Source organism: Sporofaciens sp. St.21A7, from assembly GCF_059728535.1.
Window position 1 is genome coordinate 4,092,591 of the sequence record NZ_BAAGFN010000001.1, and the last position, 26,868, is coordinate 4,119,458.

Consider the following 26,868-nt stretch of genomic DNA (forward strand, 5'->3'; position numbering starts at 1 on the left):
TGGAATGGGAAGTTATCTGAATCCGGGAGCCGGGTTATTTGAAATGTCGCTTAACTCGGAAATCTATGTAGATAAAAGCAGGCTGATTGAACAGACTAATCGACGCATAAAAACGCAGCAAAGATTCATATGTGTCAGCAGACCCCGAAGGTTTGGGAAATCTATGGCGCTTCATATGCTTGCCGCATATTATGGCAGGTCAGAAAATACAGCGGATTTGTTCGGTGGGCTGTCTGTCGGCAAGACAGAATCATATAAAAACCATTTAAACCGGTATGATGTCATACGAATCAATCTCCAAGAATTTGTAAACGCCGCGAAAGGCATAGACGCTATGCTGAAAATGCTGAATGATTACCTGATTTTTGATTTACTTGAGACTTACCATGATATAAGGTTTCGGGACGAAAAAAATCTCATTCAAGTCATGAAAGATATTTATATCAAGACAAATCGTTCCTTCATCATTTTGATTGATGAGTGGGACTGCCTGTTCCGGGAATACCAGCAGGATAAAGGCGTACAGAAACAGTACCTTGATTTCCTTCGGGCATGGCTCAAAGATCAGGAGTATGTGGCTCTTGCATATATGACAGGGATTCTGCCAATAAAAAAATACGGCTCCCATTCGGCCCTTAATATGTTTACGGAATATTCTATGACCGATCCGGGAAATCTGGCTGAATTTTTTGGTTTTACAGAGGAAGAAGTAAAAAAACTCTGCACGGAGTACGGCATGAATTTTGAAGAGGCAGAAGCATGGTATAATGGATATCAGCTTTTAGCGCATGAGAAAAAGGGTTCCCGGGCGTATGCGATGTACAGCCCAAAATCCGTTGTAGAAGCAATGATGAGACATAAGTTCGGGACTTATTGGAACCAGACGGAAACATATGAAGCGTTAAAAATGTATATTCAGATGAACATGGACGGCTTAAAAGATTCCATCATTGAGATGCTTGCAGGAGGAGTGATTCCAATCAATACCGGAACCTTCAGCAATGATATGACCTCCTTTGCATCAAAGGATGACGTCATGACTCTTTTGGTACATCTGGGATACCTGACCTATGACAGTGAAAAAGGGACGGTATCTATCCCGAACAAGGAAGTCTTGCAGGAGTATGCGAATGCCATCAGTACGATGGAATGGCGTGAGGTAACAGACGCGATACAGGAATCACGGAAGCTGTTAGAAGCGTTATGGAATTTAGACGGAGACAAAGTCGCAAAAGGAATTGACCAGGCGCACAGAGAAATTTCTATTCTTCAATACAATGATGAAAATTCTCTGAGCTGTGCAATCAATCTCGCTTTTTATTCCGCAAGAGAGTATTATACCATAATACGGGAATTGCCGACGGGAAAGGGATTTGCCGATATTTGCTTTCTTCCAAGGAAACTGCATACAGATAAGCCGGCGGCAGTCATTGAATTAAAATGGGACAAAAGCGCGAAAGGTGCGATTACACAGATTAAGAAAAAAGAATATGTGGATGCATTGAAAGAGTATCACGGCAATCTGATACTTGCAGGTATTAATTATGATAAAAAGACGAAAAAGCATAGTTGTGAGATTGAAAAAATGAACTTCTAAGGTTCGTCAAGAAAAATGTGTAAGTTTTTATCCACAAAGGGGATGCCGGGAGATGGCTGCACAGCATTTCCCGGCATCCCCGGTTTTCCTATATAAACAGTTCGTTCCTTTTCCTCTCTTTACACGCCTTCTTTAACTTCTGCGCCCCCGCCGCCGCCAGTACCTTGCTGATACTGCGGTTCTTCTGGGGACAGACGGCGATGCAGCGCATACAAGTAATGCATTTGCTATGATCCGTACTCATGGGCATATCCGTCGGGATTGCTCCTACGGGACATTTCTCGGCACAGAGTCCACATTTTGTACAATTTTTTCCAGACCTTGGTTTCATTGGTACGCCGTCGAAGGAGCGGTATGGACGGTTTCCCGGAACGTGGGGTGTCTCCGTGAGGCTGCCGTTTTGGATTCCCCGCTTAATCTTGTCCGTGAAATCCACTAACTCCCTTCTGTCTTCCTCATCCGGGCGACCTGCCCCAAACTGGCGCATGATGGAATGCTCCGCCACAGCCGCTATCGCCGCCACAGGGCAGAACCCGGCTTCTATCAGGGTATCGTTAAGCTCCAGCATCGTATCGTCATAGGCACGGTTGCCATACACCGTGACCGGGACTGCCTTTGCATGGTTTCCCTTCATCTGTCTTAACCTTTCGCCTACAATGGCGGGAATCCTTCCCCCATAAGACGGAACTGCCACGATGCACACGTCTTCTTTGTCGAATGCATAGGTTGAAAAATCTGTAAATCTGTCTGTCAGGTCTATGAATGAACTTTCCCAGCGGAATCTGTCCATAATCATGTCCGCGACCTTCTTTGTTCCCCCGGTAGGGCTAAATGTAATCTCATATAATTTCATCATGTCTTTCCTCCTCGGTTTTGTCACACTAGCATCACTCTTATGGAACTTGGATGACTTCACACTCACATCCCGTCTGCTTCCGGAACTCCTCCATGACCAAATGAAGCGTGCCTTCTTCTAACTGCCCGCGTACCTTTATCTGTACTTTCTTCCGCTCCGGAAGATAAGAAGGGTTCTTCACAGGCGTCATGTGATGCTTCATACATAGCAGCTGAATATAGTTAAATAATGCATTCTGATTTACCTTATCCCCAATCTTTATCCTCCACCCTGTCTGGTTCGCCAAATCCTGAAGAACTGCTCCATACCGGCTTCCAATCATCGGGGAAACAAAGCTTACCTCCAGGTATTTTCCCTGGGAATCCTGTTTCAGGCTCTTCTTATCCGGTCGATGGGCAAGACCTGAAAAGGCATCGTCAATCCGCTGAAATGCCTGGTTCTGTTCCGCCGCCCCTGCTGTGGAATCCATAGGCATAAAGCTCGCATGCAGCGCATAGCCGGTCTCTTTCTCTCCCTCCTCATGCAGCTCACAATCCGTTTCTGTCCTCCCGTTCACCGACAGATTCCAGCCGGTCTCCAACCGGAAACGCCTCGCCGCCTCCCTGTCTGAATCCCCATATCCATCCTCGGAAAGTGTAATCGAATAACATTTCCTATCCTGAAAATAAGAAGTTTTCATAATCCGCTCTCCAAAAAGGAGCGACAGCAAAAGCCCCGCCGCATTGTGGTTCATAGCCGGATGAACCCTCACGTTCCATCCCGTCTCTCCGGCGAAAATGTCCGACTTTTCCTGAAATGTTTCCATATCCTGGCTGTCTGGATAATCAAATTGAAGCAGTACCTCTTTCCGCTCAAGATGGAAACTGATTTTCCGGTAGGGGAATTCCTGAAACAGAGCTAAAATCCTCTGCTCCAACTCCTGCATCGTCAACTCCTTAGGCGTATTCGCCTCTGCGACGGCTTCCGGCGTATTCGCCTCAAACAAGAACAGCCTGCGTGCATTGGGTGCAAAATATTTGCTTTGAAGAAAAATATCCTGCATCTTTTTAAGAACTCTTTCCTGTGCTTCCCTCTCCCTTCCATGCCAGATCTGTGCAATCTGGGATACCGGGAACGCCTTCCCGAAATAATGCTCCCGCCAGAAATCCCACAGCGTTTTCTCATCCGCTTCCGTAAAATCCCTGTCCATCTGCAGGGTATACTCCAACTGAAACTCCGCCTGCTTACGTTTCTTGCGCACCTCCACCTCATACGCCTGCCCGCACTCAGGCAAATAAATCTGCCGCCGGTAATCCTCAGCCGCCAATTCACTTCCCAGCTCGTCAATCGCTTCCCGGTTCCCATGTACCAGAAATACCCGCCGCGAGGACAGTCGCTCCAGAAGCGCCATAATCTCCGACTTATCCCCGTGGGCAGACAGCCCCACCTGCTCGATACGGCATTTTACAGGAACGGTACTGCCATTGACCGTCAGTTTCCCCCCTTCTGGGTCATGAAGCAAGTCAAGAAGCTGCCGCCCGGGGGACTCTTCGTCCTGATACCCTGTGATTATGATGCATGCATCCTCTGAAGATGCCAGCAGCTTTGCATACTGGGCGCTGGGACCTCCGGTCAGCATGCCGGAACTGGATACCAAGATAACCGGCTCGTTTCCCGCCAGCAATTCTTCCCGCTTCTGTGTCGGAGCCACAGGCGCAATTTCCTTTGTATAGAAAGGTTCATTTCCTTTCAAAATCCGCTTTCCCAGTGCATTTTTCAGATAAATAGGATTCCGCACGTACATCCTGTTGATATCTCTGACCATGCCGTCTACGAACACAGGCACAGAGGGAATCTCCTGGTTCAGAAACGCCGTACGCAGAATCAGCAGGACTTCCTGCGCCCTCCCCAAGGCAAATGTGGGAATCAAAATTTTCTTCTTCTGTGCAATGCATTCCCCAACCAGCTCCACCAGACGCTTCTCCTCCACCATCCGGTTTGCATGCAGCCGATTTCCATAGGTTGTCTCCACAACAGACACATCCGGACGGAGCTTGGGAATCCGGATTCCTTCAATGGTACGCTGGGAAAATGCGGAGAAATCACCGGAATAGAACAGGCTTCCTTCCTCCGTAACCAGATATATGCACGCTGCCCCCGCAATATGCCCCGCCGGGTAAAATGTCAGGGTAAATCCGTCAAGGATGGGAAAAGGCATCTGATAACCGATGGGATGGATGCGCTCTAGCATGGCAAGCACATCCTGTTCTGAATAGTGGGGAATCTCGTCCTCCCGGTTCTTCATAATCTTCAAACTGTCGTAGAGCAGTACCCGGGTCAGATCCTGCGTCATTGCAGTCATATAGATCTGTGCCCGGGGGTATGCCTTACTGATCATCGGAAGCGTCCCGATATGATCCATGTGGGCATGGCTTATGATAATCGCATCCACACCGCCCTGCTCTTGTACTGTCCGGAAATCAGGAATCGGATCTTTTGACGCTGACTGACGGATGCCGGAATCTAAGAGGATTCCCTTGCCTGCAATTCTGATATAGATGCAGCTGCCTCCAATCTCCATGGCGCCGCCGAGAAAATGTAGGTTCATGTGATTCCCTTCCTTTCTTTCTGCCAAATTCCATTTATCCTTCATCGTGATAAAAATTCTATCTTTATAGTTTAACATCCATTCTGTGAAAATCAATGCTCAATCCGCAATATTTTTATAATTTTATCTCATATGCTTATTGCTTTTCCTTCTTTTATGCAATATGATAATAACTAGCAAGTTAACATGGACTGTATGCCGGCCGCTTGATGATTGGGGATAACGGTCATGCAGTCCGAGATATCTGCAACAGAACAGGAGGATTTATAATTATGGCGAATATCTTAATTACCGGAGGCGCCGGCTACATCGGCAGCCACACAGCTTTGGAGTTACTGAACAAGGGGTATCAGGTAACTGTATATGACAATCTTTCCAACTCTTCCGAGGAATCCCTGAAAAGGGTAGAGGAACTTACCGGGAAGAAGGTCACATTCTATGAAGGCGACGTGTGCGACGCTGACAGCCTCCGGGCATTGTTCGAGAAAGAGTCCATCGACGCTGTGATTCACTGTGCCGCACTGAAAGCGGTAGGCGAATCTGTCCAGAAACCATTGGAATATTATCATAATAATATCACCGGAACGCTGACCTTGATGGATGTCATGCGCAAAGCGGGTGTGAAGCGGATTGTGTTCAGCTCTTCCGCCACTGTATACGGGAATCCGGAGGTGATGCCCATTACTGAGGACTGCCCTAAGGGCCAGTGTACCAACCCTTACGGATGGACAAAGTCTATGATGGAACAGATTATGACAGATTTACAGAAATCTGACCCGGAATGGAACGTGATTCTGCTTAGGTACTTTAACCCGGTAGGAGCGCACAAGAGCGGGCGCATTGGGGAAGACCCAAAGGGTATCCCGAACAATTTGATGCCTTATATTTCTCAGGTTGCCGTTGGGAAGCTGGAAAAGCTGGGCGTATTTGGCGACGACTACGATACTCCGGATGGCACGGGCGTACGTGATTATATCCATGTTGTGGATCTGGCGCTTGGGCATGTGAAGGCGATTGATTATATTATGACCAATCCGGGGCTGGATGTGATTAACTTAGGTACTGGTACGGGTTATTCTGTGCTGGATATGGCGAAAGCATTCGGGAAGGCTTGCGGGAAAGAGATTCCTTACGAGATTAAGCCAAGAAGAGAAGGGGATATCGCTATGTGCTATGCAGATCCGGCGAAGGCGGCGAAGGTGCTGGGCTGGAAGGCAGAGCGAGGGCTTGATGAGATGTGTGAAGATACTTGGAGATGGCAGTCACAGAATCCGAATGGGTATCGTTAGGCAAACTCCTGGAAGGACTTGCCGCCTGTATTGTTAAATTAAGATTTATCGGAGGAAGGATATGAAAATACAATGTGTTTGGGAACACAATGGAAATGACAGTATTTTGTATTCTAACAATTTTGTTGGAGCATATACACGCGGCGAAACAAAGGATATCGCCCTTCAAAAGATGGCAAAAGAGATTGAATCTTATTTAGAATGGAAAGGTGAAGCAGTTCCAGATTCTTTGGAAGCGGTAATCGTACAGGAGAAATCATCTACGCTTGTAATTTCAGACGCAGATTCGGATGTCCTTTTTACGGAAGAAAAAAAACCTCTGTCGAAATTGGAATACGAAGAATTAAAAGCACTTGCACTGAAATCCGCACAGGATTTTCAAAATTTGTATGAAGCGATTCCTGACAAGAATAGAAGTTGCCTGTTGGCTCGGAAAACATTTTACGGACAAGTTCCCCGCACAGCATTTGAAATGTATGAGCATACAAAAAATGTTAATGATTATTACTTCGGGGAGATTGGTGTTGTAACTGACCACGAGGGAACGATTGTGGAATGTCGGCGGCGAGGTTTTGTGTTACTCGAAATTCAGCCTGATTTTTTGAAGAATACTGTTTACCTGGGGAGCTATGGCGAAGAATGGTCGTTACGGAAGGTGCTGCGGCGTTTTATCTGGCATGACCGTATCCATGCAAAAGCAATGTACCGAATGGCAGTTAAAACGTTTGGGGACAGTATTCCAAATGTGTTTTGCTTCGTATGAATTTGAAGGAAAAATAAGCATATCCCATAGAAGAACCTGTGCCAAAAAGCGCAGACTTCTGATTGGATATGCTTATTTTATAGATTTTTTCTGCCATCCTCTTAGACCACAGCTTCAATCAGAAGTTTTTCTCCTAGCTGAAACTGTTCTTCCCCGCGCCTGTTATACTCTTCCCCATGCCAAATCTATAAAACAGCCCTTATTGTCATAGTATAACAACTTTGGGCTGTTGAATCAACGTAATTCAGTTCATTCTGTCAGATACATCTTCCCAGACAATCGCTCAAATCTTCTTGTTTTTCTTGATAAATCCGCCCTGCAAAAAAAGCTGTCAGCATGATTTCCAAACTGTTGGCATCCCGAAACCTATACTTTTTCGTAATGGCTTTTTGTATGACTCTATTAAATTCCCGGATTCCATGCTGCAATCTCCCCACAGGCAATCATTTCCCCTGCATCTCCCGAAGGCTGACTACGGAAATCATCCGCTTTCTCATGTATGATAACCGTCCGCCCAACCACATCCTCCGGATAAAACCGATCCGTATACACAGCCATCCATGCCATCCCATGATTGCTAAGTAACGGCGGCAGATCACCTGCATGTTCCGGGTGCGGGGTTCCCTTGGGGTTATAATGCCCGTGTGCATCTGCAAATTCATTCTGCATATTTCCTGTACACTTGCCGCCCTCATGAATGTGAAATCCGTGAAATCCACTGCTATTGTCTTTTGCCTCTCCCGGCAGACCGCAAACGGATACTACCAAAACCGTTCCCCCGTATGTATCATAAAATGCAGCCTTTCCTTTTATATTGGGATGTTCCTTGTTTCCTTTGATTACTGCATAAGCAGCGGGATTCTCCTTGATATTCATCATATACCATCACACTCCTCGCACTATCTTATGCAATGAGACATATGGATATACCATCAAAACTATGGGCATATTTAAATGTAATACCATCGTTTGACCTACAAACTGATATTTATCTTCATTGAAAACCATGAAAACTAATGTTAGAATATATATATTCAAAAACAAAAAATGGAAGGGCGGAATCGAAATGGATGAAAACCAACAAATTACTTATATGCAGGCAAGACTAATTCGCCTTGCATCCGAAGAATGGAATCTGTCAATTAAAACTGTCGCCGCTATTTTTGAAGAAAATAATGTTTTCCGGTTTATCCGGGAATGCTTCGACATTTTCCATGTAGAGGGAGACTATGCTGTCCTTGATAACATTGTAGAATATCTGAATAATAAGGGGGCGGAACTCAATGTTAGAATTAGTTGACGGATTAACCCTTTATCACGGAAGCTACTGCAAAGTAAAACAGCCGGAGGTTCGATATGGGGCAAAATACAAGGATTTTGGGCAAGGCTTTTATCTAACCTCTTCAAGAAAACAGGCTCAAAATTTTATACAGACCTCCATTAAAAAAGCAGTTCTCAACGGAAAGATAGACGAACAACAAAACTATGGTTATGTTTCATCATATAAGTTTACGCCGAACAAAAAATTAAATATCCGGATATATCCAGCCGCAGATACAGACTGGCTGCATTGCGTTGTCGCCCACAGGAGAAAGAACACGTTTCCTATAATTGTCGAGGAGATGAAGAAATATGACATCATCGGCGGTAAAATCGCTAATGACAATACGAATGCAACGATCGCCGCTTATATAGCGCTGGCATATGGCGATATTGGCACACAGACGGCAGACGATATGTGTATCGGTTTATTATTGCCGGAAAGACTGTCGGATCAATTTTGTTTCAAGACAGATGATGCGCTTAATAGCCTTTCATTTGCAGAAAGTGAATGTATATGGATATAGAAAAAACACTTCCGAAAGAAAAGAAAAATAATGCAATCGATATGCTTGTCACCTTGATTGTGGGCGAGTTATCTGAAGAAATGGGAATAGATCCTGATACCCTGCTTCCAAAGTTTCTATCTTCCAAGACAGGGGAACTACTTTACGATGAAGACTCCAAACTATGGTGGAACGGACCGTCTTATATCGCAGATATGTATAAAAAGGAAGTCGCTATGCTAAAATAAAACTACAAAACATTCAGGAGCAAAAACGATTATGGGCTCATATTTAAACAGCAAAAAAGCCTGTCTTCTCTATCAGGACGAAACAGAGGCAACATACTTCGTTGATAAAACGGCAATACTCGACGAGCTGATTCCTCTTATTGAACAGAGAGATAACACCACCCAAAAGGGAAAAGCAACAAATATATCTGCATTACCCGCCCTCGCCGCTTCGGCAAATCGGTTATGGCAAGTATGATTGCAGCATATCTTGGAAGAGGCAGAGACAGTGCGTCTGTTTTTGACAGACTTGCAGTAAGCTCAAGGAAATGGTACAGGTCGCATCTCAATCGACATAATGTAATCTATATCTCATTGAATTCTCTTCCCGCGAACTGTACATCTTACCAGCAATATATCACCCGGATTAGCGAACGCATCCTACGTGACCTGAAAGCGGCATATCCGTCATATGAAATTAACGAGACAGATGCCATCTGGGATGTTCTAAACGACATTCTCGAATCAGAAGAGGAAAACGTAAAGTTTATCTTTATATTAGACGAGTGGGATTTCATTTTCCACAGAGATTTTGTGACGGATAAGGACAAAGCTGAATATATTGATTTTCTGAGCAACCTGCTAAAAGACCAGCCTTATGTGGAACTCGCATATATGACCGGCATTCTGCCGATTGCAAAATATTCCAGCGGTTCCGAGTTGAATATGTTCTACGAGTATACTATGGCTTCTGAGGAGAGATTCAGTGAGTATTTCTGTTTCACAGAAGAGGAGGCAGATACCCTCTTTGCCAGATATCAGACCCTAACTGCCCATCAAAAGATAACATTCGGCGGATTACCGGACGCATCCTGGGAGTCGGTATTGCATATGATAAAACCACGAAAAAGCATACTTGCGAAATTGAAGTGCTGAGGGAGAGACTGTAGAACATTAAAGGAGATGATGCAAACGAATTGCTGGTTTGCACATCTCCCTATTCATGCCGCCCCTACTAATTTTTGATAACTCTGACTTTCACGATACCCACAATTAAAGGTGTTCCAACCAAACTATGAGACTTCAAGCCAAGCTATATTCCTAAAACTTCAACTCCCGAATATTCCCAAGCGTCTCCCCATAAGCCTGCCCCTTCCCAAATAACAGCGTCGTCCCCAGCACGAATCCCCGGACGCCTTTCGGCGCAAACTCCATAATCTTCTCCGCACTGCACGCTCCGTCCCAGTAAATCTCGAAATCCATATCCTCTTTCATGGACAAGAGCTTCGTAATCTTCTTCCCCACATACGGCAGATACATCTGCCCCGCATTCCCGGGGTTCACCGACATCACCAGCACCTTCTTCACAATCCTCAGCATCTCCATCACCGTCTCCACCGACGTCCCAGGGTTCACCGCTATCCCTGGCACCATCCCCGCATTGATAATACTCTGCAAAGTAGTTGACGGATGGTATTCCGCCTCCGGATGGATATACACCGTATCCCCTGGACGCAGGTGGTTCAGAAACAAATGAATCCGGTTGTTGGGGTGCTCTATCATCAGATGCACATCCAACGGTTTCTTCGTGGCTTGTGCTATGTAGCGCATATCGTTCAGCGACATGGCGAAGTTCGGCACATATCTTCCATCCATGATATCTATATGGAAGGAATCAATCCCTCCCTCCTCCAGCGACTTCACTTCTTTCTCCAAATTCCCATAATCCGCGCACATCATAGACGCCATCAGCTCAAAACTCATCTCCTGCTTTCTCCATCCGTTCTTTCTAATTCAGCACTGAAATATGCTATCGTCTTCTCCAGCCCTTCTTCCAGCGGAACCGACGGTTTCCAGTCCAGTTTCCTTTCCGCAAGCTCTATCACCGGCTTCCTCCTAACCGGATCATCCTGGGGAAGAGGCTGATATCTGATTTTAGATTTACTTCCCGTCAGGCAGATAATCTTTTCCGCCAATTCTTTCACCGTAAATTCACCGGGATTCCCCAAATTCACGGGGCCTGGGAATCCCTCTTCGCTGTTCATCATTCGATACATGCCTTCCACAAGGTCGTCCACATAACAGAAACTTCTTGTCTGATTCCCATCCCCATATACGGTAATATCCTGCCCCTTTAACGCCTGGACGATAAAGTTCGAGACAACCCTGCCGTCCTCTCGATCCATATTGGGACCATATGTATTAAAAATACGGACCACCTTGATATCCACGCCATGCTGCCTGTGATAATCGAAAAATAATGTCTCCGCCCCACGTTTCCCTTCGTCATAACAAGAACGAATCCCGATTGGATTCACACTGCCCCAATAGGATTCCGGCTGTGGATGAACCTCCGGGTTTCCGTAAACCTCGCTGGTACTTGCCTGCAGGATGCGCCCATGCACCCGTTTTGCCAATCCCAGCATATGAATGGCTCCAACCACAGACGTCTTGAGCGTCTTAATGGGATCATATTGGTAGTGAACCGGACTTGCCGGACACGCCAGGTTATAGATCTGATCCACTTCCACAAACAATTCTTTCGTAATATCATGCCGCAGAAACTCAAAATTATCATAATCCAAAAGCTTCATGATGTTCCGCTTAGTCCCCGTAAAAAGGTTATCGGCGCAGATTACCTCATTTCCTTCTTCTACCAGCCTCTTACATAAATGAGAGCCGATAAACCCGGCGCCGCCTGTTACCAATATCCGTTTCATATGCCCATTCCTCCCCTTCCTAAGCTCCATTCCATCTGTCTATTTCTCCTGCAAAACAGGTCTTACTCCAATCTGATAATAGTCCAGCCCATATTTTTTGACGTTCCGGGGTTCATATTGGTTCCTTCCGTCAAAAATCACCGGCGTCCGCAGCAGTTTCTTAATTTCATAGAAATCCGGGCTTCTGAACTCCTTCCATTCCGTTATCAGAATCAATGCGTCCGAATCCTTCAGCGCTTCATATTTGCTGTCACAATAACTGACCCCCACATTGTCTTTCAGATAAAACCCTTTCGCCTCCTCTACCGCCTTAGGGTCATAGGCTTTCACCTTTGCCCCTGCCCGGGTCAGCCTGTCAATGATAGATATCGCAGCCGATTCCCGCATATCGTCTGTGTCAGGCTTAAATGCAAGTCCCCACACAGCGAATGTCCTGCCGGAAAGCTCCTCCCCAAACCGTCCTATCACTTTCTCCACAATCACATTCTTCTGGTCATTGTTCACATCCTCCACCGACTGCAAGAGCCTGGAATGATACCCTTGCTCCCCTGCAGTCTTAATCAAGGCTTTTACATCTTTCGGGAAACAGCTCCCCCCATACCCGCACCCCGGGTAAATGAATGAAAACCCAATTCGGTGATCGCTTCCAATCCCCCGGCGGACTTTATTCACGTCAGCCCCGACCCTCTCGCAAATGTTCGATATCTCATTGATAAAAGAGATCTTCGTGGCAAGCATAGAATTGGCGGCATACTTCGTCATCTCTGCGCTTGCCGTATCCATCAGAATAAAACTCTCAGTATTCATCACATAGGGCTTATACAGCTCCCGCATCACATCTGCCGCATCCTCACTGTCCACGCCTATCACAATCCGATCCGGCTTCATACAGTCCGCAACGGCATTTCCTTCCTTCAAAAATTCAGGGTTGGAGATTACCTCAAAGGTCAGGCTGCTTCCCCTTCTGTCAAGCTCTTCCTGGATTGTCTGGCGGACTAAACCTGCCGTCCCAACCGGCACCGTAGACTTGTCCACAATGTACATACGCCTCTCCATGTTCCTGCCAATACTTTCCGCCACAGAGAGCACATACCTCAGGTCTGCGCTTCCATCCTCCCCCATAGGGGTTCCAACTGCGATAAAGCAGATCTCACTGACTTCTAAGGCCTCTCTGATGTCCGTTGTGAAATGCAGGCTTTTCATCCCATAATTCTTATGAACCTTCTCCGTAAGCCCAGGCTCATAAATCGGAACAATCCCCTTCTTCAGGTTCTCAATCTTTTCCCTGTCCACATCTACGCACCAGACATTATTTCCCATTTCCGCAAAACAGGTTCCGGTCACAAGCCCTACATAGCCGGTTCCCACCACTGTCACTCTCATCTTGCATCCTCCATTGCCTGCGCAACCGTCTGATCCATATCCATGTATCGATATGTCCCAAGCCGGCCGCCAAATTGTAAATTCTCTTCTTTTTCTGCCAGTTCTTTATACTTTTGGTATAATGCATGGTTTACGTCATCCCCGATTGGATAATAAGCCTCCATTCCAGGCTCCCACACCTGGGGATATTCCTTCGTAACCACTGTCTTCCCCGGATTGCCCTCTCCAAAGGTAAAATGTTTGTGCTCTATGATCCGTGTGTAGGGAACTGCATCATCCGTATAGTTCATGCCCGCTGCCCCCTGGTAGTTCTCCGTTTCCAGAGTTTCGGTTTCAAACCGCAGGCTCCGGTACTGTAATTCCCCGAACCGGTAATCAAAATATGCGTCAACCATGCCTGTATACACAATTTTTTCTGCCAGCTTTACAAGCTCCTTTTTTTGCTCCAGGAAATCAATCCCAAGCCTTACCTCAATGCCGTCCAGCATTCTACTCACCATTTCCGTATAACCACCCTTGGGGATTCCCTGGTATGGATGGTTGAAATAATTATTGTCAAATGTCAGACGTACCGGAAGACGTTTAATAATGGAAACCGGAAGCTCCCTGCACGAACGCCCCCACTGCTTCTTTGTATAGCCTTTGATAAGCTTTTCGTAAATGTCCGTCCCAACCAGCGAAATCGCCTGCTCCTCCAGGTTCTTTGGATTCAAAATCCCTGCTTCTGCAACCTGCCTTTGAATCATCTCCTGCGCCTCTTCGGGAGTTCGTATCCCCCACATCTTAACAAACGTATTCATATTAAACGGCAGATTGTATAATTCGCCGCGGAAGTTCGCTATAGGTGAATAGACGAAATGATTAAAGCTGGCAAACCGGTTGACGTAATTCCACACCTTTTCATTTGCAGTATGGAAAATATGGGGACCGTATCGGTGGACTTCAATCCCCTCCACTTTTTCAGAATAAATATTCCCGGCAATGTGATTCCTCCGGTCAATCACCAGGCATCGGAATCCCTGTTCCGTCTTCTGCTGTGCAAAAACTGCGCCGTACAATCCTGCGCCCACAATCAGATAGTCATACATATTTTCTCCTCCCTTAAAATTGCGCATTCTGACTCCAATTCCAGGCATGTGCAACAATCTGTTCAATCTCCGGATACACCGGTTCCCACCCAAGGACACGTTTGGCCTTCCCGCAGCCTCCAACCAGAATCGCCGGGTCGCCGGGTCGCCGGTCTTCATACATCACCGCAAATTCTCTTCCCGTCACGTTCTTTACCGCCTGTATCACCTCAATTACACTCGTCCCACGTTCATTTCCCAGATTAAAAAAGCCGCTCTTTCCTTGGCGCTTTAGATATTCCAACGCTAAATAATGCGCCTTTGCCAAATCCATCACATGAATATAATCACGGACACAGCTTCCGTCCGGCGTTTCATAGTCCGTCCCAAACACTTTGACGTCCTTCCTCCTGCCCGCTGCTGCATCCAACACCAGAGGAATCAGGTGCGTCTCCGGACTATGGCTCTCCCCAATCTCGCCCTCCGGATCCGCCCCGGCCGCATTAAAATAGCGAAGCGCAGCAAATCTTAGTCCATAGGCTTTGTCATAATCCCGGAAAATCCGCTCCACCATCAGCTTCGACGCCCCGTATGGGTTGATTGGGTCCTGCCTCTGTTCTTCGGTAATCGGAACCGCCTCCGGTTCCCCATATGTGGCGCAGGTAGAGGAAAAAATAATCTTTGCGCATCCATATTTCCTCATGACCTTCAAAAGGTTCAGCGTATTTGCGACATTGTTATAATAGTATTTCTCCGGCTGTTCCACTGACTCGCCTACATACGCATACGCCGCAAAATGGAATACTGCGTCAATCTCATGCTGTTGGAATACGGACTCGATATCTTCTTCGCTGGAGAGATCCCCCTTTACAAACGTCCCCCACTTTACCGCTTCCCGATGTCCATAGACGAGATTATCAAACACAACCGTCTCATATCCTTTCCGATTCAAAAATTTATTGACATGGGAACCGATATACCCGGCTCCCCCGCAAACCAAAATAGCCATGAAACCTCCTATACAAACATCCGCCGTCCTGTATGCCGGATATTCAAATCATTCTGATGGTATAAAAAATAGAACGTAAACAGGCTCTCGCTCATATAAGCAAGATACCGGTCCCGCCGCTCTTTGCCCTTGGGTTTTGACAGCTCCTCCGTCCTGAATAGAACCGGGAACAGCCATGCACAATAGTCCGCAAACACTCGCTCCTTCGCCAGGATTAGATTATAGTTATAAAAATACGGCTGAGAAAATATCTCTTCATACCGATCGGCATACTCCGGATGGATTTCCTGCAGCGCGGCAAGAGCCGCCTCCCAGTCTTCCTCCTTAACATATCTTGTATGGTGCTCCCGAATATCCGGCAGATGAATCAGCGGATACGGCAGTACGACGTCAACGCCGTTCTTCTCCATCCCTTTCAGGTCATTTTCCGATATATCCAACGACCTGCGGTAATGGTATACGCCCACATAATCTTCCGGGTTCTTCAATGCATTTTTCCATATCCAGTAAAACGCCGTCATCTCACAATAGTTCGGATTCTTTTCGGAAATGTGCTCCCCCGCATTGTCACAGAAGTCCACGCCCTCCGCCAGGCTCTTTGACGGATTCCCGCTGCATCCCAGCAGGATTGACCGTACATAGTCCGGAAACACAGGCGGAACCGACAGCTTTTTATCCCTGCAAAATTTAGCCGCATAAACGGAAATTCCCGGCATCTCCTCGCCACTTTGGAGTTCATGGATAGATGAGAATATTCCTCGCTGTCCATAATACTGTTCCAGCAGTCTTGATTCCATACAGGCGTCAACCGGGACAAAGTCCATGAATCCATACCTTCTCAGAAGTTCCTTTGCCTGACTTTGCACATCGTCCGGCACGGCAATCCAAACCCTGACCCTGCGTTTATCCTGCTCCGTCATTCGCTGCGCCGCCGTCTTAACCTCTTTGACCGGAAGACCGTCTATCTCATGAGGGTTATTCTCTAACGAAGTCACCAGGAAACCTTCTATATAAAAATCCCTATGCAAAGCCCGCACCGCTCTGTATGTGCTGATGGCTATAGACTTTGCTCCGAAAATATAACCTCTCATTTTGTCCCTCTTTCCGAAGGATCAAACCACAGGATTTTTTCCGGCGCAATTTTGCGCTCGGTTAATACCCCTCTGATTTCATCCGCAGTTTCTTTTTCATTTACGGCAATCAGGATATAGTCATACTCTGCTCCATCGACGTCCTCTACTGGGTGAATCTTGACGGCATCCGTCTCAAACCTGTCATAATTTTTATCCACAACCATGACAAGTTTCATGCGCCCGCTCCTTTGGATATCCTCAAACCAATCGCTGCCCACGTCCCCGAACCCGTAGATGACAACTCGCGCACCGTCAGGCATAAGGGAGTCCGGAAATATCCACCGCTTACCTTCTTTCATCCACCGCATACGTTCTTGCAGACACCCCATGTCTGAAAGAAGCTCCTGTACATACAAATCCCTCTCCGCTACTGTCTGATTTAATTCCCGGATACGGGTACACAAAAATTCGATCTCACTAAGTTTCTCTATTCTATGAAGCGTCTCGCACACAAATGGATCATCATAATATTCTGACGGATACCCCACGATTTCCAACTCCTCTATGGCTCTTTCCGTCAAAAAAGAATAATATTCTGAAAAATATTCCGCAGTTGTGATAGAACAAACATTCCAGGTAATATACTTGGCGGCTCGGTTTACAAAACTCCTTTTAAGCATCGGAAACAATCCCCGGCTTTCCAGCTCTTTTTTCTCCTCGGCAAGCATCTCGTAACCACAATGCCAGAACCTCTCCCGCGTATATTCAATGGATGTAATCACATTGGTTCTATGGATTACCAACTCGTCTCTCACGGCGACGATTGCTTCTGCCTCACCTAATGATAGGTCTACGAACAGCTCGTCATTCGCGACCCGCGTCCCTTGAAACCGCAGGTTCTTCTCACGGATAAACCCGGCGCGGTACATCTTATCCCACGCCCATCCCGCGGTCAGTTGGAAAATATACTCCGGGACATCTTCCTTTGAAAATACTTCTTTTTCTGGCAGTAACTCTAAATTTAAAGCTCCCGCTAACTGATGCTCCTTCTTCGCCTTCTCATCAAAGCCGCGGCTCTTACAGATGGCGATGTCCGCATGGTTTCTCTGCATGGCTGACACCATTTTCTCAACCAGGGACGAATCAAAATAATCATCCGCATCCAGAAATATGACATACTCCCCTGTTGCCGCATCAAAGCCACGGTTTCTTGCAATCCCGGCATACTGGTTCGTCTGCCGTATCAATTCCACTCTATGGTCCCGTTCCTGGAAAGATTGTATCCGTTCTGCGCTCCGATCCGTTGAACCGTCGTCTACGAATATTACTTCTATGTTCTGGTAGGACTGGGAAAGAATGCTTTCCATGCATTCTTCCAGATATATTTCCCCATTATAAACCGGCACAATGACCGATACTTTTATTTCATCCATAGTCACACCATAGGTTCTACTCATAATCGCACCTGCGGAAGTTCTGCCAGATCAGTTTATCTTTGGGAATCCCCAACTGTCTCAGATATTCTGCTGCCTGTGATGCGATTTTCTCATCATCGATTGCGATAATTACATGGTCAAACTCTTCCCCACGCGCTGCTAATTGTTCCGGATGCTCCACATTCCAGTCTTCCGGCTTCTCCTCATACCGCATGTCCACCCATAGGGCAAGTCTGGCATAGAGGGTGTTGTCCAACTGTTTTACAAAATCCTGTCCTACATTTCCTGCGCCATAGATGACTACCCTGCTTTCCGTTTCCACCCACTCATAGGGAAAACGGAACCCCCGGAAACAGCTTAGACGTTCTTTGTTTTCCCGCTCAATCCGGATGCTGTTCTCTACCACTTTTTTTGTAATTCCCGTTTCTAAAACCATATCCCAGAAATAGTCTGCAAAAGGGAGGGAGGGGTATGACCAGGGCTTCCGGTCCCCTGCGTAATGGATGATCCATGGGTCTTTGGAGGTCTGCTCATACTTTTGCCGGTATCCGTCGTAGATGCCGTCTAACCGCCAGATAAATTCCCACTGGAAGTTCCAACGGTCGTCTATGAACTCCACATTTCCGTATGCGGCAAGATTCAGCACATCCTGATCCGGAAATATGTATTTTCGTGTCTTATTTTTATAATCCTCTGATAGCGCATTGAGTCCGAAATCTTTAATATTACACTTCTTATATTCTGATGTATCAATCACCATTACACCTGCATTAAACATATTTCTAATATCCATGCCTAATTCTTTTGCATGATGATCTAAATAAGAACAAACCACATCATGCACTGCTGCTATTGGATGACCATTCATCTCTACATCAAAAAGCAAAGAGATATCTCCCAAAATGAGCATATCAGAATCTAAATATATACATTTTTTATATTCCTGTAATATTTCGCTTAAAAATAATCGATAAAACGTTTCTACAGAGAAAAAAGAAAGTTCCCGCAGATCCGCATCCTTTACATATGGCAGGATATCCATGCAGGTAACAGACGCATACTCGTTTTTAAGTTCTTCTAAAAATTGGATGTTTTCCGGCGAAAGATCCACCATAAAGACACGGATATCATAATAATTATTTTTATCCGCATGTTTCAACAAAGAATATATGGCTAGGTAACAATAAAGCGCATACTTATTATTCGTAGAAAAAACTATCGGAATTACTTTTCTTTCATCATTCATTTTATCTTCTCTCCTTCCATCACCTTTTACCGGATATCTACTTCCATGGCATTATGGGGAATAATAGCAATAGCTTTACAGATATTCTCTCTACCCACATTCATAGCAATTAGTTGTTCCCTGACTGTCTCTATATTCGATGTCATTGCTATAATAAAAACTGTTTTTCCGTCGTTCAAATCATCCAGCCTATCAGGGGCTATAACTTCTTTGCCCATTAAATACTTCCCCCATTTTGCTGCGTCATTGTCACTGAAGCACGCCACTCCTTCATAATCATTCTTACGAAGCAGAGCATACAGAGATGTCCCTACCTCGCCCGCACCAAAGATAACGGCTCTTGGATAACCTACAATATGCTGATAGAATCTATGGCGGCAATCTCGTTCAATCTCTTCAATCTGCTTTCTCAACGCATCAAACGCATCCAGGTCTTTGAACAGGATGTTCAGACTTAATGAATTCCCAATCCCCTCAAATGATTCCGAATAATAAGGAAGCCTGGGATAAACCATCTCCGCTAATTTTTTAAATTTGTTTACAGCACGCTCTATATCCTCCGTAAACTGCCCCTTCTCTGGCAGTTTCCCATAGAATCCAAAAAATATAGAGCAGAATCGCTTAAATATGACGGCGCAGACATTCCCGTCTGTTACCTTGAGGCTTGACAGATATTCTTCTGAATACTCCGCTTCCTGTACCACATTCACAACACCTTTCAGGTTATAAACGGATGAACCAATATTGTCTCTCCTGTACTTATTCGCATCTACATGTACATACATAGCGCGTTTTGCCGCAAGAAATGTCTGCATCACAAACCCCGTATCCTGAAAAGCAGCCCCCGATGTCTCATTCAGCTTAATTGCATGCCTTTCAATGAATTCCCTTTTATATATTCCATTCCACATATTGACGTCACGGTAAAGGATATCCGGATAATCCGTCGGCTTGATTATCTTTCCATAAAGCGCATTTCTGTTTCCTGCAAGAATGTGGTAGTTTAAAAAAATACGCTCATCTTTATCTATAAACATATCGAAGTCTGACCTTATATAATCCAGGTCTTCCTTTTCCGCAATACGGGCTAATTTTTCATACATTGTTTCGGAAATATAATCATCCGATTCACAGAATCCCACATATTCGCCTTCTGCCGCTGCTATTCCTACGTTATATTGATATCCCATACTTTTTTTGTCGGCGGTCAATAGTTTTATCCTGGCGTCCTTTTTTGCATATTCTTTCAGAATCTCCAGCGTTCCGTCTGTGGACCCCGCATCAACGGGTATGATTTCAATATCTGAAATCGTCTGTCCTACAATGCTGTCCATACATTCCCTAATGTATTCTGCTCCATTTAACACTGGTATGATAACCGATACTTTTGCCATACAATCCTCCCTATGTATAAAATTGGTAATCCGTAACCGCAATCCGGTAGATATCTTTATTTTTTGCAAAATAGAATGATGTTAATAGTTCAGCCGCATAAGCAATCCGCCTGTCCTCCGTTTGCACATTCCCTTTTTGAGTTTCAATCTCCGACATTCGGAACAGGATTTTAAAGACCCATTCGCAGTATGCATTATAAATATCGTTTCTGGCAATCACCATATTATTGGGGTAATAAAAACAACTGTCTAAGTATATCTGGAATCTTAGCGCATCTTCCGGCGCACATTCCCTTACAGCCTGTAACATGGATTCGTATACGCCTTTCTTCACAGGCGTTTCGGCAAGGAACATATTTCCCACTCCATATGGGACATATCTCGGTGTAGTCAGAATAGCGTCAATTCTGCTCTGTTCCAACGCCCGTATTTCCTCTTCCGATATGATAAAATGCCTTCTATAATGGCATAAGCCTTTGTATGCCGCATGATTCCTGTTCTTCCAAATCCAGTACGCTCCGGTCATTTCTGCAAAAATACGATTTTGATCCGTAATCGTTTCCCCCATATCATCGTAAAAACACTGAAACACTCTCTTTAAATCTCTTCTTTCTTCTTGCGAAGACATGAAATTTGCGGCGTCTTTTTCTTTCCTTCTGCCCGCATGTAACGGGACAATCCAGGGATTATATCCTCTCATGGATAACGATGCGCTGTCATTCTCACTGAATATCATGTACACTTGCATGAGATCCGCAAGCGGTTCCGCCCCTTCGGTCCATTCTCCTGGGATTTTATGAAGATTTCGATATTGTCCCAGAGTTTCTTGATATTCCTTTGCAAAATCACAGTTTGATACTGCGCGGAAAATATCCTTTGTATTTTTATAAAAAAGGGTTGGAAACTTGAAATATATATGCGATGGTATTGCATCAACCATGATATCCATCCAACTGATATCATGGTCGTTTTCTTTCAGATGGAATGTTAGCTCGGGATGATTCCGACACTCGGAAATCATCCGCCGGCTTTTTAGTGCGGACATCTCTTCCAGTCCCACTCTGATAAATTTCCTGAATCCCTTCTCTTTTGCATACCCTGCCACTGTGCTATGGAATTTTCCCGGCATTGCAATAATTACCGTCAGCTCGTCGCATTGGCCTATATATGCGTCAATCTCTTTTACAGGATATCCTTCCAACTGCTCAGGATTTCCCTTCTTTTCCGTGACAGCAAATCCAACAATCTGGCTTCCTTTCCCGTTGTCCACCAGGATGCGGCAGCACTCAAGGGCGACAAGGTGCGCTCCGTAAATCAGAAGTTGTCCGGATATATTTTTTAATGTTGAGCTTATCCTGGATTTCATTCATTTATCCTCTCGTCCTTCACTGGCTCTTCTTGCTTTTTTTGTATTTCTGCTCTATCTTCCTGTGTCTCCTTTCGTTCTTCCTGCTCTTCCTTCGTTTCCTGTTGCTTTTCCTGTGCTTCCTTTTGTTCTTCCTGCTCTTCGTTTTCTTCTTTCTGCTTTTCTTGCACTATCTCTTCGTTTACAACAGGCGTCACCTGCCAAATCACCGTTATCTTAGGATGCACATTAAGATCCATCCAATTACCATTAGGATTACACGCCCCCACAAAACCAAAAGAATACTCATCATATGCATTTCCCTTTACAGCATGAAGCTCTTCTGTAATAGAAGCCCTCCCAATTTCATCTAATGGCTGTATATATCCTGAACTATCAACAAGAGCCAGATAGATACTTGCCGCTTCATCCTCAAAAAAATCATTCTGCGCAATACATAAATTATCTATCTGGTCGAGCCATGCCGTAACAGTTACTTCTACTGGAACAGTTCCCTTATTCGTAATTGTCAGCATATCGCTTCGGCTTGAAAAATCATAATCACCATCTACGTTTTCAAAAAAAAGTGTCGCACCTGTTTCAAACGTACTTGAACCATATTTTGCCCCATCTGTTTCAGTAATCAGTCTCTGAGGATCAAGAATAAAATCAAACGGAGATGGCTCTTCTATTGTGGGCAACTCAATAGAAACGGTATCTTCCGCTTCACTCTTCCACTCCTCCTGATCCATTGCTTTCAAATCCTTTGAAAAGACCGCTGAAAAGACAAGCGCTATTAACATCCGTTTCAAAATTATCACTCGGCGTCGCTTCATATTTTCCTCCCTGTCGGTTATTCCTGCTCATCAATCGCATATAACACTGTTTCCCATATATATGATGTATAATGCCGAATATATAGTTTATATTCTGGATATAATTGCAGGATATAGGAACTTAATTTAATAAAATCTATCTCTTTATGATAGATGCATATAGCCAGTCTTGGATGATCTCTCCTGATTGTTTTACTTGCGCCAATAAGCGCATTCATTTCACTTCCTTCAACATCCATTTTGATAAAAGAAACCTTTTTTTCACCTACAATACGATCTATATCCACTGCCTTAACTATTGTATTCCCATTACAGTTCTGATGCGAACCCACCCCAGCCTCCACAAATAAAAGTTCATCTTCCTGATTCCAAACTGCATAATTATGGACACTAATATTATGAAAATCAGAAAATTGTCGAACTACCTTCTTGTACATTTCATGTATAGGTTCAAATGCGATTACTTCATTATAATCAGATTCCGACCATTTTATAAAATCTAAAATAGTTTTCCCGTCATATGTGCCTGCATCAATAAATACCTCTCCCTTTTGATAAGGAAAGACATCAAAATATTGATTTCCCCGAACTGAGTACATGTACCTATATTTAGGAATAATGATTCTTTCTTTGTCTACATCGCACATAATTAAATCATGAAATATTTCATATTTAAAATTATTAGATGCAACAATAAATTTTAAATCCTTGTATTTTTCTTTTATTTCTTCAACAGATAATATTTCTAAACCCTCAATAGTACCCTTTTTATATTTGTCATAAAAACATACGACTCTATATCCCCAGTAACCTAGAAGCCTTTTGGTAATTTTCCCATCATGCCCACCACCGCATACTACTAATGGTTTTTCTATAGATGCGTCCTCTAAGCCATCAACATTCTTCCAGTCATGATAATAACTGCCCACAACATCAAAAAAATCCTCCTCCCTATTCTCAAAAAAATAAAACCTTGCATTAAATAACACCCTTGATTCCTCATCTTGCAAATGTCGATATACGTTCTCTATTTTTTCAAACCACTGCAACTGATTCTCCATTATACTTCCCTTTCACTCCATCTCTACAAATTCCAACTACATCTAAGACAAATAATGTTTATAGTCCTCCGGAAGCTTCATCCAATCTCCCATAATATAACCAAATTCTTCTGGGGAATAATTTCCAATGCCCCCGCAATGAGTAAACGTCATTTCACCAAAATATATCTTTCCATCTACCTGATATAAATCTACTCTCACATGGCGAAAACCCTCCGCCAATCTTTTTGCCACTTCAATCATTTCTTCCAAAAAACTTGGTTTGGGAATGACTGAATCCGGATCTGTCTTACACAACAATGAATAAGGCAAATATTCCCATTGTGGCGAATATAATGCTTGCGTATGTTTCTCCCTCCGACCAAAATCTGTCTGAATCAGCTTCACTTCACCATCAAATACAAATATTTTATAATCTGGGATATCCATTTCTCCAGGTACTATCAAAAACTCTTCAGCAATAATTTTTCTATCTATGTTGGTATATTGGAGTTCCAATCCTGCAATATCCGTATAATTCGTAGCCATCCACTGGTCAAACTTATTCTTCGTCTCTATGAGATCCATTGTACATTTATCCTCTACGATCTGATTCCATCCGCATCCATGATTACATTTTAATACAAACTGATCTGGCAGACTTCTAAAATCGATATCGTCAAAACAATCCCATACGCCTAATAGCGGAATTAAATATTTTTCTCCTATTTTATCCTTTACATATTTTCTAACTTTATATTTATCAGTCAGTAAAGTTTTTTGCTCTGGATTATCGTAGAGTTTTATCCACTGCATTTTTTCATTATATGTACATAAATTCTCCCAGTCTAATCGTTTTCCTGTATTTGCAAAATACCAGGCAGATATAAATTTCTTTTTTTCAACGCCTATAAAATTAGAATATTTTAATGGCAACGCTTTCCGCTTTTCAATCCGTTCAAATCCCAACATCTTCAGATGCTTTATAATTTCTTTATGGTAGCTCTCCGACAGTCCTAATATAACTCTCACATCCTTACAGACGCATTGATAATCTTCTATTGATTTAACTGGAAATTCCCACAACATTTCCGGATTGTTTTCCCTATGCGTCACTGCAATCCCATATATATTTTCTTTTCTAAGTATAGAATTTGCTAACATTTGTCTTGCAATATTTCCTGCTCCATAAATTATCGTCTTCAACTCAATTCGCCTTTCAATTTTTCATATATCCTTTTTCCACAACTACAAAATTCAGTCCTTCTGTCTTTCGAGTATCTTTCAGCTTGCACGATTAATTGTTCTAATCCGTCTTTTTCATCGACTAAAATCCATTCCCGCTTTTCTTGAAAAGCCTTTTGATTCATGTTCTCTATGCATCTTCTAAAACGTCTATTTTTTGACTTATCACTTTCTTTTCCGACTTTAATTAATTTTATATTACCGTTGAGTCTGTCTATCGCTAATATGTCTGAAATAGCATTAGAGAAAACATAATAACTGTGTTCTTCTTTTATCATATCAAGCCATTCCCAAGAAGTTTCACTTCGGTTAAATATTTCATTCAAATCAATGTATTCCATACTAAAATCTGTAATATTTACTACAATTATAGTTTGTCCAATTTGTGGAATTAAGTATATTTTATTTTCATTTAGAAATGATACGGCGCAAGTGTCGTTCATAACATTAAACTTGAACGAAAGTATTTCCCTTTTTTTATATACTACATTATTTATCAGAAGTCCATTTTTCAATTTCCATGGCACATATATCTCATAATCTCTATATTTCAAACAGCTTCTAAATCTTCGCGTTCCTCCTTCTAATTCTTCTAATCTAAAAATACCAGATACAATATCGTAACGTACTTGTATCGTTCCAGCCCAAGGTTGGAATATCATTTCTGTCCCATATAAAGAGCTGGTTCTCCAATTTAATATTCCTTCTGTAAATACTAAACGCTCTGGCAATTCAACCTTACTCAATTGCCCATTGGATAAATCTAGTTTTAAAAACAAATTATATCCAACCGGCATCATCCATAAAATATTTTCATTCTTCTGGCAACAGAACTTTTCTGCAAAAATTCCATCTACTCCATGAATCACGGTTCCCTCTTTAGGAAGTTCGATATAAGTAATCTCTTGTGATTTTATGTCAAAACATGCAATATTTTCTGCAAGATAGGGTATAAAATATATCTTCTTTCCCCATATATATGCCTGAAAATATAACCATGCTTTCTCTTCTTCATCATAAAAGTAGTCTATAAATGTACATTCTCCATTATCCAGATCCAACTGATACAATCCATTGCTAAAACGGTCTGAAAAATACAGTATATTTTCTATGACCGCAGCAGCCATAACAAATCTCTTCATCTTTAATCCATACCTATATACGACAAAAATTTTCTTCTTGTTTCGCCATACTCTTTTGAAAATTTCACACTGACGCTATCATCATCTTCAAATTTTTTATAATACTCTATTCTCTCATTTAACAAAATCCCCCCTGGTACGCCGCCCAATATGACCACTCGCGTTCCAAGCATCAGCGCTTCATCCACATCATGGGTTATAAACAATATTGTTTTTTGAGATTCTTTCCATATTTGCCTTACAAATCCCTGCATCTTTTCTCTGTTTAATGCATCCAGAGAACTAAACGGTTCGTCCATCAAAAGGATTTCTGGATCATTAATCAGTACCCGCGCAATACCAACGCGCTGCTTCATGCCCCCCGACAATTCATACACATATTTTTCCGATGAGTCCTCTAATCCTACCTCATGCAAAACCTCATCTGTCTTTTTCTGTATTTCATCTTTGGGTAATTTTCGCATACGAAGCCCAAAATTAATATTTTTCCTTACATTCATCCACTCATACAGATTTGGCTCCTGAAACACAACGCCTCTGCGCCGGTCAATTCCTTCGATTGGAATCCCCTTGAATAATATTTTTCCTTCTGACGGATTCACAAATCCGGCGATAAGATTTAGAAGAGAAGTTTTTCCACATCCGGATGGTCCAAGCACACACACAAATTCCTGCGGTTCTATGTTCATATTAATTTTTTTCAGGACATATGCATCCTTCCTTTGCCCGTCGTATGATAAGCTTACATCCAACAACCTGATAATCCCATTCTCCATCCACATCTGCT

Annotated in this window: 27 protein-coding genes; 8 read left to right on the forward strand and 19 right to left on the reverse strand. The window is 43.7% G+C overall.

The annotated features are described in order from the left end of the window. Positions 1-4 precede the first annotated feature (4 nt). Positions 5-1,597, forward strand: a complete 1,593-nt coding sequence (locus AC6I3O_RS20185; RefSeq protein WP_497852416.1) for an AAA family ATPase — start codon at positions 5-7, stop codon at positions 1,595-1,597. An 88-nt stretch (positions 1,598-1,685) separates the two neighbouring features. Here the strand turns inward: AC6I3O_RS20185 and AC6I3O_RS20190 are convergent, their stop codons facing one another. Then, a complete protein-coding gene (locus tag AC6I3O_RS20190) occupies positions 1,686-2,453 on the reverse strand; it encodes a 4Fe-4S binding protein (protein ID WP_497852417.1) in 768 nt (255 codons plus the stop codon). A gap of 37 nt (positions 2,454-2,490) precedes the next feature. Then, positions 2,491-5,067, reverse strand: coding sequence for an MBL fold metallo-hydrolase (locus AC6I3O_RS20195; protein WP_497852418.1), 2,577 nt, complete (start codon positions 5,065-5,067; stop codon positions 2,491-2,493). A gap of 245 nt (positions 5,068-5,312) precedes the next feature. Between AC6I3O_RS20195 and galE (AC6I3O_RS20200) the strand changes: the two genes are divergently transcribed. Both galE (AC6I3O_RS20200) and AC6I3O_RS20205 read left to right on the forward strand, forming a co-directional pair. Further along, positions 5,313-6,329, forward strand: coding sequence for a UDP-glucose 4-epimerase GalE (gene galE, locus AC6I3O_RS20200; protein ID WP_497852419.1), 1,017 nt, complete (start codon positions 5,313-5,315; stop codon positions 6,327-6,329). Between the two features lie 61 nt (positions 6,330-6,390). Beyond that, positions 6,391-7,092, forward strand: coding sequence for a hypothetical protein (locus AC6I3O_RS20205; RefSeq protein ID WP_497852420.1), 702 nt, complete (start codon positions 6,391-6,393; stop codon positions 7,090-7,092). A 257-nt stretch (positions 7,093-7,349) separates the two neighbouring features. Here AC6I3O_RS20205 and AC6I3O_RS20210 read toward each other — a convergent pair whose 3' ends face one another. Further along, positions 7,350-7,529, reverse strand: coding sequence for a hypothetical protein (locus tag AC6I3O_RS20210; RefSeq protein ID WP_497853621.1), 180 nt, complete (start codon positions 7,527-7,529; stop codon positions 7,350-7,352). Beyond that, positions 7,495-7,971, reverse strand: a complete 477-nt coding sequence (locus AC6I3O_RS20215; protein ID WP_497852421.1) for a superoxide dismutase family protein — start codon at positions 7,969-7,971, stop codon at positions 7,495-7,497. Before AC6I3O_RS20215 ends, AC6I3O_RS20210 begins: the two co-directional genes overlap by 35 nt. A 187-nt stretch (positions 7,972-8,158) precedes the next feature. Here AC6I3O_RS20215 and AC6I3O_RS20220 point away from each other — a divergent pair, with 187 nt between their 5' ends. The 5 genes from AC6I3O_RS20220 to AC6I3O_RS20240 are packed head-to-tail and all read left to right on the forward strand — an operon-like array spanning position 8,159 to position 10,081. Continuing rightward, positions 8,159-8,392 carry a DUF3791 domain-containing protein gene (locus AC6I3O_RS20220; RefSeq protein ID WP_497852422.1) on the forward strand — a complete coding sequence of 78 codons (234 nt, stop codon included), beginning with the start codon at positions 8,159-8,161 and terminating at the stop codon, positions 8,390-8,392. Further along, positions 8,376-8,939: a DUF3990 domain-containing protein gene (locus AC6I3O_RS20225; RefSeq protein WP_497852423.1), complete on the forward strand. Its 564-nt coding sequence runs from the start codon at positions 8,376-8,378 to the stop codon at positions 8,937-8,939. The genes AC6I3O_RS20220 and AC6I3O_RS20225 overlap by 17 nt, the downstream gene beginning before the upstream one ends. Then, positions 8,930-9,166: a hypothetical protein gene (locus tag AC6I3O_RS20230; RefSeq protein WP_497852424.1), complete on the forward strand. Its 237-nt coding sequence runs from the start codon at positions 8,930-8,932 to the stop codon at positions 9,164-9,166. The genes AC6I3O_RS20225 and AC6I3O_RS20230 overlap by 10 nt, the downstream gene beginning before the upstream one ends. 31 nt (positions 9,167-9,197) lie before the next feature. Continuing rightward, positions 9,198-9,404, forward strand: coding sequence for a hypothetical protein (locus tag AC6I3O_RS20235; RefSeq protein WP_497852425.1), 207 nt, complete (start codon positions 9,198-9,200; stop codon positions 9,402-9,404). Then, on the forward strand, positions 9,392-10,081 hold the full coding sequence (locus tag AC6I3O_RS20240; RefSeq protein WP_497852426.1) for an AAA family ATPase: 690 nt from the start codon (positions 9,392-9,394) through the stop codon (positions 10,079-10,081). The genes AC6I3O_RS20235 and AC6I3O_RS20240 overlap by 13 nt, the downstream gene beginning before the upstream one ends. A 165-nt stretch (positions 10,082-10,246) precedes the next feature. Here the strand turns inward: AC6I3O_RS20240 and AC6I3O_RS20245 are convergent, their stop codons facing one another. The 15 genes from AC6I3O_RS20245 to AC6I3O_RS20315 are packed head-to-tail and all read right to left on the reverse strand — an operon-like array spanning position 10,247 to position 26,857. Continuing rightward, a complete protein-coding gene (locus AC6I3O_RS20245; protein ID WP_497852427.1) occupies positions 10,247-10,909 on the reverse strand; it encodes a ribulose-phosphate 3-epimerase in 663 nt (220 codons plus the stop codon). After that, entirely contained in the window at positions 10,906-11,865 is a 960-nt protein-coding gene (locus AC6I3O_RS20250; protein WP_497852428.1) for a UDP-glucuronic acid decarboxylase family protein, read from the reverse strand. The genes AC6I3O_RS20245 and AC6I3O_RS20250 overlap by 4 nt, the downstream gene beginning before the upstream one ends. A gap of 39 nt (positions 11,866-11,904) precedes the next feature. Then, entirely contained in the window at positions 11,905-13,248 is a 1,344-nt protein-coding gene (locus tag AC6I3O_RS20255) for a UDP-glucose dehydrogenase family protein (protein ID WP_497852429.1), read from the reverse strand. After that, positions 13,245-14,336 (reverse strand): UDP-galactopyranose mutase, encoded by a 1,092-nt coding sequence (gene glf, locus AC6I3O_RS20260; RefSeq protein ID WP_497852430.1) that lies wholly within the window; start codon positions 14,334-14,336, stop codon positions 13,245-13,247. Before glf ends, AC6I3O_RS20255 begins: the two co-directional genes overlap by 4 nt. Positions 14,337-14,349: 13 nt before the next feature. Next, positions 14,350-15,324 carry a UDP-glucose 4-epimerase GalE gene (gene galE, locus AC6I3O_RS20265; protein ID WP_497852431.1) on the reverse strand — a complete coding sequence of 325 codons (975 nt, stop codon included), beginning with the start codon at positions 15,322-15,324 and terminating at the stop codon, positions 14,350-14,352. A gap of 8 nt (positions 15,325-15,332) precedes the next feature. Continuing rightward, positions 15,333-16,415, reverse strand: a complete 1,083-nt coding sequence (locus AC6I3O_RS20270) for a DUF4422 domain-containing protein (protein ID WP_497852432.1) — start codon at positions 16,413-16,415, stop codon at positions 15,333-15,335. Further along, positions 16,412-17,854 (reverse strand): glycosyltransferase family 2 protein, encoded by a 1,443-nt coding sequence (locus tag AC6I3O_RS20275; protein WP_497852433.1) that lies wholly within the window; start codon positions 17,852-17,854, stop codon positions 16,412-16,414. Before AC6I3O_RS20275 ends, AC6I3O_RS20270 begins: the two co-directional genes overlap by 4 nt. Next, positions 17,847-19,079: a glycosyltransferase family 8 protein gene (locus tag AC6I3O_RS20280; protein WP_497852434.1), complete on the reverse strand. Its 1,233-nt coding sequence runs from the start codon at positions 19,077-19,079 to the stop codon at positions 17,847-17,849. The genes AC6I3O_RS20275 and AC6I3O_RS20280 overlap by 8 nt, the downstream gene beginning before the upstream one ends. Positions 19,080-19,105: 26 nt before the next feature. After that, positions 19,106-20,473, reverse strand: coding sequence for a glycosyltransferase (locus AC6I3O_RS20285; RefSeq protein WP_497852435.1), 1,368 nt, complete (start codon positions 20,471-20,473; stop codon positions 19,106-19,108). A 10-nt stretch (positions 20,474-20,483) separates the two neighbouring features. Further along, positions 20,484-21,839, reverse strand: a complete 1,356-nt coding sequence (locus tag AC6I3O_RS20290) for a DUF4422 domain-containing protein (RefSeq protein ID WP_497852436.1) — start codon at positions 21,837-21,839, stop codon at positions 20,484-20,486. Then, positions 21,836-22,654: a hypothetical protein gene (locus tag AC6I3O_RS20295; protein ID WP_497852437.1), complete on the reverse strand. Its 819-nt coding sequence runs from the start codon at positions 22,652-22,654 to the stop codon at positions 21,836-21,838. The genes AC6I3O_RS20290 and AC6I3O_RS20295 overlap by 4 nt, the downstream gene beginning before the upstream one ends. Before the next feature lie 17 nt (positions 22,655-22,671). Beyond that, positions 22,672-23,715: an FkbM family methyltransferase gene (locus tag AC6I3O_RS20300; protein ID WP_497852438.1), complete on the reverse strand. Its 1,044-nt coding sequence runs from the start codon at positions 23,713-23,715 to the stop codon at positions 22,672-22,674. 42 nt (positions 23,716-23,757) lie between these two features. After that, on the reverse strand, positions 23,758-24,900 hold the full coding sequence (locus tag AC6I3O_RS20305; RefSeq protein ID WP_497852439.1) for an ATP-grasp fold amidoligase family protein: 1,143 nt from the start codon (positions 24,898-24,900) through the stop codon (positions 23,758-23,760). After that, positions 24,897-26,066: a hypothetical protein gene (locus AC6I3O_RS20310; RefSeq protein WP_497852440.1), complete on the reverse strand. Its 1,170-nt coding sequence runs from the start codon at positions 26,064-26,066 to the stop codon at positions 24,897-24,899. The genes AC6I3O_RS20305 and AC6I3O_RS20310 overlap by 4 nt, the downstream gene beginning before the upstream one ends. A 17-nt stretch (positions 26,067-26,083) precedes the next feature. Continuing rightward, on the reverse strand, positions 26,084-26,857 hold the full coding sequence (locus AC6I3O_RS20315; protein WP_497852441.1) for an ABC transporter ATP-binding protein: 774 nt from the start codon (positions 26,855-26,857) through the stop codon (positions 26,084-26,086). Positions 26,858-26,868 lie beyond the last annotated feature (11 nt).